Annotated in this window: 10 protein-coding genes; 4 read left to right on the top strand and 6 right to left on the bottom strand. The window is 60.2% G+C overall.

The features are described from left to right. From gsiD to iaaA, 5 genes are read right to left on the bottom strand one after another with little or no spacing between them, the layout of a single operon-like run. Complete coding sequence (gene gsiD, locus M8013_RS18720; RefSeq protein WP_271269288.1) at nt 1-912, bottom strand: glutathione ABC transporter permease GsiD; 912 nt, start codon at nt 910-912, stop codon at nt 1-3. Between the two features lies 1 nt (nt 913). Next, a complete protein-coding gene (gene gsiC / locus M8013_RS18715; RefSeq protein ID WP_271269287.1) occupies nt 914-1834 on the bottom strand; it encodes a glutathione ABC transporter permease GsiC in 921 nt (306 codons plus the stop codon). Nucleotides 1835-1881: 47 nt separating this feature from the next. Further along, a complete protein-coding gene (gene gsiB / locus M8013_RS18710) occupies nt 1882-3420 on the bottom strand; it encodes a glutathione ABC transporter substrate-binding protein GsiB (RefSeq protein WP_271269286.1) in 1539 nt (512 codons plus the stop codon). 35 nt (nt 3421-3455) lie between these two features. Continuing rightward, nucleotides 3456-5327, bottom strand: a complete 1872-nt coding sequence (gene gsiA, locus M8013_RS18705) for a glutathione ABC transporter ATP-binding protein GsiA (RefSeq protein ID WP_271269285.1) — start codon at nt 5325-5327, stop codon at nt 3456-3458. A 10-nt stretch (nt 5328-5337) separates the two neighbouring features. Further along, nucleotides 5338-6276 carry a beta-aspartyl-peptidase gene (gene iaaA / locus M8013_RS18700; protein WP_271269284.1) on the bottom strand — a complete coding sequence of 313 codons (939 nt, stop codon included), beginning with the start codon at nt 6274-6276 and terminating at the stop codon, nt 5338-5340. Nucleotides 6277-6465: 189 nt separating this feature from the next. Here iaaA and moeA point away from each other — a divergent pair, with 189 nt between their 5' ends. Then, nucleotides 6466-7698: a molybdopterin molybdotransferase MoeA gene (gene moeA / locus M8013_RS18695; protein WP_271269283.1), complete on the top strand. Its 1233-nt coding sequence runs from the start codon at nt 6466-6468 to the stop codon at nt 7696-7698. A gap of 2 nt (nt 7699-7700) precedes the next feature. Then, the gene (moeB, locus tag M8013_RS18690) at nt 7701-8453 is read left to right on the top strand and encodes a molybdopterin-synthase adenylyltransferase MoeB (protein ID WP_271269282.1); all 753 of its coding nucleotides are present in this window, start codon (nt 7701-7703) and stop codon (nt 8451-8453) included. Between the two features lie 131 nt (nt 8454-8584). Here moeB and fsa read toward each other — a convergent pair whose 3' ends face one another. Continuing rightward, complete coding sequence (gene fsa / locus M8013_RS18685) at nt 8585-9247, bottom strand: fructose-6-phosphate aldolase (RefSeq protein ID WP_271269281.1); 663 nt, start codon at nt 9245-9247, stop codon at nt 8585-8587. 127 nt (nt 9248-9374) lie between these two features. Between fsa and M8013_RS18680 the strand changes: the two genes are divergently transcribed. Both M8013_RS18680 and M8013_RS18675 read left to right on the top strand, forming a co-directional pair. After that, nucleotides 9375-10274 carry a glycyl-radical enzyme activating protein gene (locus tag M8013_RS18680; RefSeq protein WP_271269280.1) on the top strand — a complete coding sequence of 300 codons (900 nt, stop codon included), beginning with the start codon at nt 9375-9377 and terminating at the stop codon, nt 10272-10274. A gap of 4 nt (nt 10275-10278) precedes the next feature. Continuing rightward, nucleotides 10279-12711, top strand: a complete 2433-nt coding sequence (locus tag M8013_RS18675) for a formate C-acetyltransferase/glycerol dehydratase family glycyl radical enzyme (protein ID WP_271269279.1) — start codon at nt 10279-10281, stop codon at nt 12709-12711. Nucleotides 12712-12838 lie beyond the last annotated feature (127 nt).

The following is a 12838-nucleotide window of genomic DNA, read 5'->3' as shown; positions in this document are numbered from 1 at the left end:
TTAGCCCTTAATCTTCGGATCCAGCGCATCGCGCAGCCCATCGCCCAGCAAATTAAACGCCAGAACGGTGAGGAAAATCGCCATGCTCGGGAACAGCGCCACGTGCGGGGCGATCACCATATCAGCCCGCGCCTCGTTGAGCATCGCCCCCCATTCCGGGGTCGGCGGCTGCGCGCCAAGGCCCAAAAACGACAGGCTGGCAGCCGAGATAATCGACACCCCGATACGCATGGTGAAATAGACCACAATCGACGACACCGTTCCCGGCAGAATATGGCTGAACAGGATGGTCGCGTCGCTGGCACCGATGCTGCGCGCCGATTCGATAAAGGTCTGCTGCTTAAGCACCAGGGTGTTGCCGCGCACCAGCCGGGCAAAGGCCGGGATCGAGAAGATGGCGACGGCGATGATCACGTTGGCCATGCCGTTGCCCATTACCGCCACCACTGCAATCGCCAGCAGGATGCCGGGAAAGGCAAACAGCACGTCGCAGATGCGCATGATAATGCGGTCCCACCAGCCTTCGTAGTAGCCTGCCAGCAGGCCCAGCACCGTGCCGATGGCCGCGCCAATCAGTACCGCAAACACCCCCGCCGCCAGCGAGATCTGCGCCCCCACCAGCACCCGGCTAAAGATATCGCGCCCCAATGAGTCCACACCAAACCAGTGCATTGCCGACGGGCCTTCGTTCAGCCGGTCATAGTCGAAATAGTTCGCCGCATCGTAAGGCGCGATCCACGGAGCCAGCACCGCCACCACGATCAGCAGCAGCACAAACAGCCCGGCGGTCATCGCCACCGGCTGGCGACGAAAGCGCCGCCAGAATTCGTGCCACGGGGTGCGGATCTGATCCGGCTTAAGCCCCGGCATCGCCTTTAACATGGCCTGTCGCCGCCAGTTTAACAATCGCATCTTACTTGTACCTGATAGCCGGATTAATGGCGGCGTACAGCACGTCCACCACTAAGTTGATAAGGATAAACTCCAGCGAAAAGAGCAGGACTTCTGCCTGGATAACCGGGTAGTCGCGCATGTCGACGGAATCGACCAGCAGCCGCCCTAACCCCGGCCAGTTAAAGACCTTTTCCACCACGATGGAGCCGCCGAGCAAAAAGCCGAACTGCAGCCCCATCATGGTGACCACCGGGATCAGCGCATTGCGCAGCCCGTGCTTGAGGATTACCCACTTCTCGCTGACCCCTTTCGCCCGGGCCGTGCGCATGTAATCTTCGTTCAGCACGTCAACAAACGAGGCGCGAGTAAAGCGCGCCATCACCGCCGCCACCGCCGCCCCCAGCGTCAGAGAAGGCAGAATATAGTGCTGCCAGCTGTCGGCCCCCACGGTGGGCAACCAGCCCAGCTCCACGGAGAAGACCTGCATCAGCAGCATCCCCAGCGCAAATGCCGGGAACGAAATACCGGTGACCGCCAGCGCCATCCCCAGCCGGTCCGGCCAGCGGTTGCGCCAGACGGCGGCGACAATCCCGGCCACCAGACCAAATAGCACCGCCCACGCCATGCTGGTGAGCGTCAGCCAGAAAGTGGGCATAAAGCGGCTGGCAATCTCTTCCGAGACCGGCCTGCGCGACACCATCGAGGTGCCAAAATCGCCCTGCAGGACGTTGGTAATGTAGTGCCAGAACTGCACATACAGCGGTTGATCCAGCCCCAGTTGCTTACGCACCATCTCAATGACCGTGGCGTCGGCTTCCGGGCCAGCAATCAGCCGCGCCGGATCGCCCGGCAGCATATGCACAAACAAAAAGACCAGCACCGCCACAATCAAGAGCGTCGGGATCAGCCCCAACAAACGTTTAATCACATAATTCAGCATGCACATTCCTCTCATCCCGCAGGCGCAAACCTGCGGGAATGAGTGCTCTATTTCAGATCCGCGTCGTCAAAACTAAAGCCGGTATCCGGCATGATGTAGAACCCGGTCAGCGCCTTGTTATGCGCCGACACCAGCTTCTCGACCACCAGCGGCACCCACGGTGACTCCTTCCAGATAGTATCCTGTGCATCCTTGTACAGTTTTGCTTTTTCTTCTGGCTGCGTGGTTTTTAGCGCCGCCACTAAATCGTTATCCACCTGTGGGTTGCTGTAAAACGCGGTGTTAAACAGGGTTGGCGGCCAGTTGCCGGAAGCAAACAGCGGCGACAGGGCCCAGTCGGCTTCACCGGTCGAGGCAGACCAGCCGGTGTAGAACATTCTCACCCCACTCTCTTTCTGCCCTTTGCCTTCTACTTCGGCCGCACGCTGACCGGCATCCATCGCCGTCACCTGCACCTTAATGCCCACCTGCGCCAGCTGCTGCTGGGTGAACTGCAGCACTTTCTGCGCGGTGCTGTGATTGTGCGACGACCACAGCGTAGTGCTAAAGCCGTTCGGGAACCCGGCCTCTTTCAATAGCTCACGCGCTTTGGCCGGATCGTATGGCCACGGCTGATAGCTCTGGGCATACGCCAGCGACGGCGGCAGCACCCCGGTCGCCGGGGTGGCGTAACCGGCAAAAGCCACCTTCACCAGCGCCTGGCGGTTGATGGCGTAGTTGATGGCCTCGCGCACTTTCGGGTTGTCGAACGGCTTCTGAGTGACGTTCATGCTGATGTAGCGCTGCATGATCGACGGGCTGGCAACCAGCTCCAGCTTGCTGTTCTTCTCGAGGATTGCCGCCTGCTCGTAAGGGATCGGGAAGGCAAACTGCGCTTCACCGGTCTGCAGCATCGCCGCGCGGGTGTTGTTATCCACCACCGGACGCCAGGTGATGCTGTCCAGCTTCGGCAGCCCCTGCTGCCAGTATCCGGCGAACTTCTTCACCTTCACAAAGTCGGTCTGATTCCAGGTCACCAGCTCGTACGGCCCGGTGCCCACCGGATGGAATCCAATCTCTTTGCCGTATTTTTTCAGCGCTTCCGGGGAGATCATCGCCGTCGCCGGGTGCGCCAGGATATTGATAAACGCCGAGAACGGCGCCTTGAGGGTGATTTTCACCGTGGTGGGATCGATCGCCTCGGTGCTGGCGATATTTTTGTACAGGTTATAGCGTTTGAGGCTGTTGTCAGGATTGCTGGCGCGGTCGAGGTTAACCTTCACCGCCTCCGCGTTGAAGTCGGTCCCGTCCTGGAATTTAATCCCGCTGCGCAACTTGACGGTATAAACCAGCCCGTCGTCCGAAACGGTGTAGCTCTCCGCCAGCACGTTTTTCAGCTTCATCTCTTTGTCGAGGCCGAACAGCCCCTGATAAAACGACTTGGCCACCGCCTGCGACAGGGTGTCATTGGCGTCATACGGATCGAGAGTGGTGAAGTTCGATGCCACCGCCACCACTACGTCTTTGGCCGCGAACGCGGGGGTGGCAGCCAGTGCTGCCGTGACGCTCGCGGCTAACAGCCATGTGCGAGCAACAAATTTTGTCATTGTATTCTCCTGTTGTTCTCTGCTGTTGTTGTTGGTTATAAACGTGAAAACGCATTATCCTGGCGCGGCGGCGCGACAAAATGACCGGGGCTGACCTCCCGAAGCGCCACGCGCTCGGCAGACTCTCCCCGCTTGCGAATATTGCCCGGCAGCTCATCCTGCACCAGCACCCGCCGGGCGTGGCGATGAGCCGGGTCAGCGACCGGCACGGCGGCCATCAGCTTACGGGTGTACGGGTGCTGTGGGTTTTCGAACACCGCGCGGCGCGGGCCAATCTCTACGATTTGCCCGAGATACATCACCGCCACGCGATGGCTGATACGTTCAACCACCGCCATATCGTGTGAAATAAACAGAAACGCGATGCCCATATCCCGCTGCAGATCGAGCAGCAGGTTGATGATTTGCGCCCGAATCGAGACGTCCAGCGCCGAGACAGACTCATCGGCAATCACCACTTTCGGGTTGAGCGCCAGCGCGCGGGCAATGCAGATCCGCTGCCGCTGGCCACCAGAAAACTCATGCGGATAGCGCCAGGCGTGTTCTGGTTTCAGCCCCACCCGCTCCAGCAGCCAGGCGACCCGACGCTCGGCGTCGTCCCCTTTCAGCAGGTTATGCACCCGCAGCGGCTCCATGATCGAATAGCCCACCGTCTGGCGGGGATCGAGCGAGGCGTACGGATCCTGAAAGATAAACTGAATATCACGGCGCAGCGGCTGGAGTTTGCTGGCAGGCAGCGTGTCGATGCGCTCGCCGTTAAAAGTGATGGTGCCCGCCTGGGACTCCACCAGCCGCAGCAGCGCCCGCCCGGTGGTGGATTTTCCGCTGCCGGACTCCCCCACCAGCGACAGCGTTTCGCCGGGCCACAAATCAAAGCTGACGTGCTCTACCGCGTGCACTTCGCTCTTGATGCGGTTCAGCAGCCCGCCGCGCAGCCCAAAACGGGTCACCAGGTCGCGGACCTGCAAAATGGGCTCGCCCGGCACCACGGTATTCTGCTCGGTCTCGGCCTCCTGAAAGTCCGGTTGAGCGGGTGAAATCAGCGGAAAACGTCGCGGAAGATCGCTGCCGTTCATCGCCCCGAGTCGCGGGACGGCAGCCAGTAGCGCCCGGGTATACGGATGCTGCGGCGCGTGGAAAATCTGTTCAACCGGGCCGGTTTCTACCGCTTCGCCCTGGTACATCACCAGCACCCGATCGGCGATATCCGCCACCACGCCCATATCGTGAGTGATAAAGATCACCCCCATCTCCATCTCCTCCTGCAGGACTTTAATCAGCTGCAGGATCTGCGCCTGGATGGTGACGTCGAGCGCAGTTGTCGGCTCATCGGCAATCAGCACCGCCGGACGACATGAGAGCGCCATGGCGATCATCACCCGCTGGCGCATACCACCGGAGAGCTGATGCGGGTAGCGGGTCAGAATGGCGTCGGCCTCCGGGATCCGCACCTGCTCCAGCATCCGTTTAGCTTCAGCCAGCGCCTGTGGGCCATTGAGCCCCTGATGCAGGCGAATCGACTCGGCGATCTGCTCGCCCACCGGAAATACCGGGTTGAGCGAGGTCATCGGTTCCTGGAAAATCATCGCGATATCGGCCCCACGCACGCTGCGCATCTGCGACGAATTCAGGGCAGTGAGGTCGCTGACCTGACCGCTGCGACGTCGCAGCAGCAGGCTGTCGCATGTCAATTGGGCACCGGACTGGTCAATCAGGCGCATCAGCGACAGCGCGGTAACTGACTTCCCGGAGCCGGATTCACCGACAATCGCCAGCGTTTCGCCGCGCTTCAGCGAAAAAGAGAGATTGTTGACCGCCGGGACAGCTGCCCTGCCGTCAGAAAAGGCCACATTCAGGTTGTTGACGGCCAACACCTGCTGGCTGTCCAGCGCATCGCTGTTCGGCATCCGGTTCCCCTTATTCACGATAGATCCCGATGCTGGGTGCATCTCCGGCATAGCCCCAGGCGCGATACATTCCTTCACTGTTGAAAGGTAATGCCACGTTGCCTTCACGATCGACGGCAATCAGGCCGCCGCTGCCGTCGAGTGCCGGGAGTTTTTCCATCACCACGCGCTCGCAGGCTTCGGCCAGGCTTAAGCTACCGTAGTCCATCAGCGCCGCGATGTCATAGGCGGCCAGCGTGCGAATAAACACCTCGCCGGTACCGGTACAGGACACCGCCACGTTGGCGTTATTGGCATAACAGCCCGCACCGGGCAAGGGACTGTCGCCTACCCGTCCCGGCAGTTTATTGGTCATCCCGCCGGTCGAGGTCGCCGCCGCCAGGTTACCGGCCTTATCCAGCGCCACCGCGCCGACGGTGCCCGTTTTGCTGGATTCGTCCAGCGGGGACGCGTGATCGAGAACAATGTCATTCGCACCGCGCGCGGTCAGCAACTGCTGGTAACGCTCGGGGGTAGAAAAGATATCCGGTGAGACGGATTCCATGCCGTGGTCAACGGCAAATTTCTCGGCACCTTCGCCCACCAGCAGCACGTGCGGGCTTTGCTCCATCACCAGCCGCGCGGCCAGGATGGGGTTGCGCAGGTGGCTGACCCCCGCCACGGCACCGGCTTTCAGGGTGATGCCGTCCATCACGCAGGCATCCAGCTCATGGGTTCCGTCGCGGGTAAACACCGCGCCAATGCCAGCATTGAACAGCGGACACTCCTCCAGCAGGCGCACCGCTTCGGTCACCACATCCAGCGCGCTCTCCCCCGCCTCCAGCATTCGCTGGCCGGTTTCCACTATCGACGACAGCGCCTCGATATAGCGCTGCTCTTGCGCCTGACTGAGCTGCGCCCGGGTAATCGCCCCTGCGCCGCCGTGAATTGCGATGACTGCATTACCCATTCATTTTACCTTTGCGCGCTGAGATGCCGCTTTTTCTATAAATATCATTATCGTTGCAGGAGTTTCAGATAATTTTTGAATATAGAAAGACGCTGGAGTGATGTAAAGGGTAAGCCCATGGTGTCATACAGTTAACGGCACTTTTCTGCCATAATGAGCGCCTTCGCTACTACCGCGCTGGAGTAACCCATGGATTTTACCGCCGGACTTATGCCGCTTGAGACGGCTCTCAACCAGATGCTCGCGAGCATTACCCCACTGTCAGAACAGGAAACATTACCGCTGTTGAGCTGTTTTGGTCGCGTGACTGCCGCTGATATTGTCTCTCCGCTTAACGTGCCGGGTTTTGATAACTCGGCGATGGATGGTTACGCCGTGCGTCTGGCGGATCTGGTGGCAGGCACGGCGCTGCCGGTGGCGGGCAAAGCCTTTGCCGGTCAGCCTTTCCAGGGTGAATGGCCTGCGGGAAGCTGCATTCGCATTATGACCGGCGCGCCAATCCCTGCAGGTTGCGACGCGGTGGTAATGCAGGAAGAGACCGAACAGACTGACGACGGCGTGCGCTTTACCGTCAGCGTCAGGGCAGACCAGAATATCCGCCGCAGCGGAGAAGACATCACCCAGGGCGCCAGCGTGTTTGCGGCGGGCACCCGCCTGACGGTTGCTGAACTGCCGGTGCTGGCCTCGCTGGGTATCGCTGAGGTTGCGGTGATCCGCAAAGTGCGCGTCACGCTGTTCTCAACCGGCGATGAGCTCCAGTTGCCAGGCCAACCGCTGGCGGAAGGGCAAATCTACGACACCAACCGCCTGGCGGTGCATTTGATGCTGGAGCAGCTCGGCTGTGAGGTGACTAACCTCGGTATTATTCCCGACGATCCCCAGCAGCTGCGCGCCGCATTTATCGAAGGCAACCGCGTGGCGGACGTGGTGCTCAGCTCCGGCGGCGTATCGGTGGGTGAAGCGGATTACACTAAAACGATTCTGGATGAGCTGGGCGAAATTGGCTTCTGGAAGCTGGCCATCAAGCCGGGTAAACCCTTTGCTTTCGGCAAACTGCCCGACAGCTGGTTCTGCGGCCTGCCGGGCAATCCGGTCTCGGCGGCCTTTACCTTCTATCAGCTGGTGCAGCCCCTGTTGGCGAAATTATCCGGCAATACGGCCCATAGCCTGCCTGCCCGTCAGCGCGTGCGCGCAGCCACCCGGCTGAAAAAAACGCCGGGGCGTCTCGACTTCCAGCGCGGCATTCTGACGCGTAACGCCAACGGCGAGCTGGAGGTGAGCACCACCGGCCATCAGGGTTCACACATTTTCAGTTCGTTCAGCCAGGGCAACTGCTTTATCGTGCTGGAGCGCGAGCGCGGCAACGTCGACGCCGGGGAATGGGTGGAAGTTGAGCCGTTTAACGCACTGTTTGGGGGCTAATTATGGCGGTGGAACTGAGCGATAACGAGATGCTGCGCTACAACCGTCAGATCGTGCTGCGCGGCTTTGATTTTGACGGTCAGGAAGCGCTGAAAGCGGCTAACGTGCTGGTGGTGGGCCTTGGTGGGCTGGGCTGCGCGGCGGCGCAGTATCTGGCGGCCACAGGCGTGGGGCGCATGACGCTGCTCGACTTCGATACTGTTTCACTGTCCAATTTGCAGCGTCAGACGCTGCACAGCGACGCGACGATCGGCGAGCCGAAAGTGGTCTCCGCCCATGCGTCGCTGGCGCGTATCAACCCTAACGTCAGGTTCACCCTGCTCAATGCGCAGCTCGATGAAAACTCGCTGTTTGCGCAGATTGCCCATCACGATCTGGTGCTCGACTGCACCGACAACGTCGCGATCCGCAATCAGCTCAACGCGGGCTGCTTTACCCATAAAACGCCGCTGGTGTCCGGGGCCGCAATCCGTATGGAAGGTCAGATCAGCGTCTTCACCTGGACCGAAGGCGAGCCCTGCTACCGCTGCCTGAGCCGTCTGTTTGGCGAGAATGCCCTCACCTGCGTGGAGGCAGGCGTGATGGCCCCGCTGGTCGGGGTAATCGGTTCGTTGCAGGCAATGGAGGCGATTAAAGTGCTGACGCACTACGGCACGCCTGCAGCGGGGAAAATCGTGATGTACGACGCGATGACCTGCCAGTTCCGCGAGATGAAGCTGATGCGCAATCCGGGGTGTGAGGTGTGCGGAGGTTAAAGCAAAACGGCACCGCCAGGTGGCGTTTTTAGTGTTTTCTCCCTCTCCCGGTGGGAGAGGGGCGGGGTGAGGGCAACAGCGCGCACGTTTCTCCCTCTCCCTCAAGGGAGAGGGAACTGTTCGGTGCCGCGTTAAATTGAGGTGCGTCCAAAGGCGTTCTGCCAGTCCTGCTCGAACTTAGCAATCGCCGCATCAACCGCCGGAGAGGCGATAAGCTGCTGCGCCACGTCCAGCGGCAGGGTGATGGATTCACAGCCAGCCAGCAGGCAATCCAGCGCCTGACGCGGGGTTTTGAAGCTTGCCGCCAGTACTTTTGACTGCGGCGCATGGAGCGTCAGCAACTGCTGCAGCTCGGCAACCGTCTGGATCCCATCCCCGCCCTGCGCATCGACCCGGTTAACGTACGGGGCAACATATTCCGCGCCCGCCAGCGCTGCCATCAACCCCTGTGCCGCGCTGTACACCGCCGTGCCCAGCGTCGGCACGCCCCGCGCTTTCAGCATTTTGATTGCCGCCAGTCCTTCTGCCGTCACCGGTACTTTCACCACCAGATCGGTAATGATGGCGCGCAGCTTTAGCGCGTCTTCTACCATGCCCTCGGCCGTTGTGGCCATCACCTGAGCAAACAGACGCCCCTGACCACCCATCGCCTCCTGCAGCTGAGGCAGTAACACCTCCAGCGGCGTTTTGCCTGCAGCAACAATGCTCGGATTAGTGGTGACGCCTGCCAGCGGAAAGATGCGGGCCAGGGTTTTAACGGCTACTACGTCGGATGTGTCGAGATACAGTTCCATGATGTGGTCCTCAAAATTGAATCTGCCGTAACCCTATCACGGCAAAACCTGCCTCAGAGTTGATGCACATCAAGATAACTTTCATTCGAAAGTAATTTAATCTTCATACGCAATAAGAGGCGACATTATGATCTTCAACATTCAGCGCTACTCCACCCATGACGGCCCGGGTATCCGCACCGTTGTATTTATGAAAGGCTGCTCGCTGAGCTGCCGCTGGTGCCAAAACCCGGAGAGCCGCGACCGCGCCCGGGAGGTGCTGTTTGATGCTCGCCTGTGCCTGGAAGGGTGCGACCTCTGCCAACAGGCCGCGCCGGGGGTTATCGACCGCACGCTGACCGGTCTGGTTATCCACCGGGAAAAACTCGACGCCCCGCGGCTCGACGCCCTCACCCACTGTTGCCCGACGCAGGCGCTGACCGTCTGCGGTGAAGAGCAGCAGGTGGCGGATATCATGGCCACCGTCCTGCGCGATAAGCCGTTTTACGACCGCAGCGGCGGCGGGATCACCCTCTCCGGCGGCGAACCCTTTATGAACCCGGAGCTGGCCCGCGCGCTGTTTGAGCGCAGCCATGCGCAGGGGATCCACACCACGGTAGAAACCTGCCTGCATGTGCCGTGGCACTCTATCGCACCTTCATTACCCTTTATCGATCTGTTTCTGGCCGACCTGAAGCACGTCGACGGCAAGGTCTTTAAACAGTGGACCGACGGCTCCGCCAAACGGGTGCTGGACAACCTCAAGCGCCTTGCCGCCGCCGGAAAACAGCTCACCATCCGCGTACCGCTGATCCCGGGCTTTAACGCCGATGAAGCTTCCATTACCGCTATCACCAATTTTGCCGCCGACGAACTGAACGTCCACGACATCCATTTTCTGCCGTACCACACCCTTGGCATGAACAAATATCACCTGCTCGGCCAACCTTACTCTGCCCCAGATAAACCGCTCGATAACCCTGCCTTACTGGATTTTGCCCGGCACTATGCCGCCCAAAAAGGGTTAACCGCGACCTTACGAGGATAATGTTATGACACAGCTGAATCTTACTACCCTGAGCGATCGCATTCAGGCGCACAAATCGGCCCTGATCCACATTGTTAAGCCGCCGGTCTGTACCGAACGCGCGCAGCACTACACCGAAATGTACCAGCAGCATATGGATAAGCCGATCCCGGTGCGTCGCGCGCTGGCGCTGGCCCATCACCTGACCGAGCGCACCATCTGGATCAAACATGACGAGCTGATTATCGGTAATCAGGCAAGCGAGGTGCGCGCCGCGCCAATCTTCCCGGAATACACCGTCTCGTGGATTGAGAAAGAGATTGACGATCTGGCGGATCGCCCGGGCGCGGGCTTTGCGGTCAGCGAAGAGAACAAGCGCGTGCTGCATACCCTGTGCCCGTGGTGGCGCGGCCAGACGGTCCAGGATCGCTGCTACGGTATGTTCACCGATGAGCAAAAAGGCCTGCTGGAAACCGGCATTATCAAAGCCGAAGGCAACATGACCTCCGGTGATGCGCACCTGGCGGTGAACTTCCCGCTGTTGCTGGAAAAAGGCCTCGACGGCATGCGCCACAAGGTGGATGAGCGTCGCACCCGCATTAACCTCACCTGCTTTGACGATCTGCACGGCGACCAGTTCCTGAAAGCGGTGGATATCGTGCTGGAAGCGGTGAGCCTGCATATCGAACGTTTTGCCGATCTGGCCCGTGAGATGGCGAAAACCGAAACCCGCGAAAGCCGCCGCGATGAGCTGCTGGCGATGGCCGAAAACTGCGATGTGATCGCCCACGAGCCGCCGAAAACCTTCTGGCAGGCGCTGCAGCTGTGCTACTTCATCCAGCTGATCCTGCAGATTGAATCCAACGGCCACTCGGTGTCGTTTGCCCGTATGGACCAGTATCTTTACCCGTACTATCGCCGCGACGTAGAGCTGAGCCAGTCTCTGGATCGCGAGCACGCCATCGAGCTGCTGCACAGCTGCTGGCTGAAACTGCTGGAAGTGAACAAGATCCGTTCTGGTTCGCACTCAAAAGCCTCTGCCGGGAGCCCGCTGTATCAGAACGTCACCATTGGCGGCCAGATGCTGGTGAACGATGTGCCGATGGACGCGGTTAACCCGCTCTCCTACGCGATTCTGGAATCCTGCGGCCGCCTGCGTTCCACCCAGCCGAACCTGAGCGTGCGTTACCATGCGGGCATGAGCAACGACTTCCTCGATGCCTGCGTGCAGGTGATCCGCTGCGGCTTCGGGATGCCGGCGTTTAACAACGATGAGATTGTGATTTCAGAGTTCATCAAGCTCGGCGTCGAAAAAGCCGATGCCTATGATTACGCGGCGATTGGCTGCATCGAAACCGCCGTCGGCGGCAAGTGGAGCTACCGCTGCACCGGGATGAGCTTTATTAACTTTGCCCGCGTGATGCTGGCGGCAATGGAAGGCGGCCGCGATGCCACCAGCGGCAAAGTGTTCCTGCCGCAGGTAAAAGCGCTCTCTGCCGGTAACTTTGCCAACTTCGACGAAGTGATGGCCGCCTGGGATCGCCAGATTACGTACTACACCCGTAAATCGATCGAAATTGAGTACGTCGTCGATACCATGCTGGAAGAGAACGTCCACGACATCCTGTGCTCGGCGCTGGTCGATGACTGTATCGAGCGCGCGAAAAGCATCAAACAGGGCGGCGCGAAGTACGACTGGGTATCTGGCCTGCAGGTGGGGATCGCCAACCTCGGCAACAGCCTGGCCGCGGTGCGTAAGCTGGTGTTCGAGCAGGGTGCTATCGGTCAGCAACAGCTGGCGGCCGCGCTGGCGGATGACTACGAAGGGCTGACCCACGAACAGCTGCGTCAGCGTCTGATCAACGGTGCACCGAAGTACGGCAACGACGATGACAGCGTGGATCTGCTGCTGGCCCGGGCTTACCAGACCTACATCGAAGAGCTGAAGCAGTACCATAACCCGCGCTACGGCCGCGGCCCGATCGGTGGCAACTACTACGCCGGGACGTCGTCTATTTCGGCTAACGTGCCGTTTGGTGCCGCAACCATGGCGACGCCGGACGGGCGTAAAGCCCATACCCCGCTGGCCGAAGGCGCAAGCCCGGCTTCCGGCACCGACCATCTGGGCCCGACAGCGGTTATTGGTTCGGTCGGGAAGCTGCCGACCGAGGCGATCCTCGGCGGCGTACTGCTGAATCAGAAGCTGAATCCGGCGACGCTGGATAACGACAGCGACCGGCAGAAGCTGATGGTGCTGCTGCGCACCTTCTTCGAGGAGCATAAAGGCTGGCATATTCAGTACAACATCGTCTCCCGCGAGACGCTACTGGAAGCGAAGCAACACCCGGACCAGTATCGTGACCTGGTGGTGCGTGTTGCGGGTTACTCGGCATTCTTCACCGCCCTGTCCCCGGATGCGCAGGACGATATCATCGCCCGCACCGAGCATACGCTGTAACCTCGACAATGCCCGGTGGCGCTACGCTTACCGGGCCTACATTTACTGTGCATACTCTGTAAAACGCTGCCCGGAACAATCCTCTCTCCCGTAGGGTCAGAGGGTGAGTGAGGGACTGTGCGCACCG

The organism is Silvania confinis, from assembly GCF_025564085.1.
In the GTDB taxonomy this organism is placed as follows: domain Bacteria; phylum Pseudomonadota; class Gammaproteobacteria; order Enterobacterales; family Enterobacteriaceae; genus Enterobacter; species Enterobacter confinis.
Note: the sequence above shows the minus strand (reverse complement) of the source record. Positions and strands in the feature narration are given on the sequence as shown.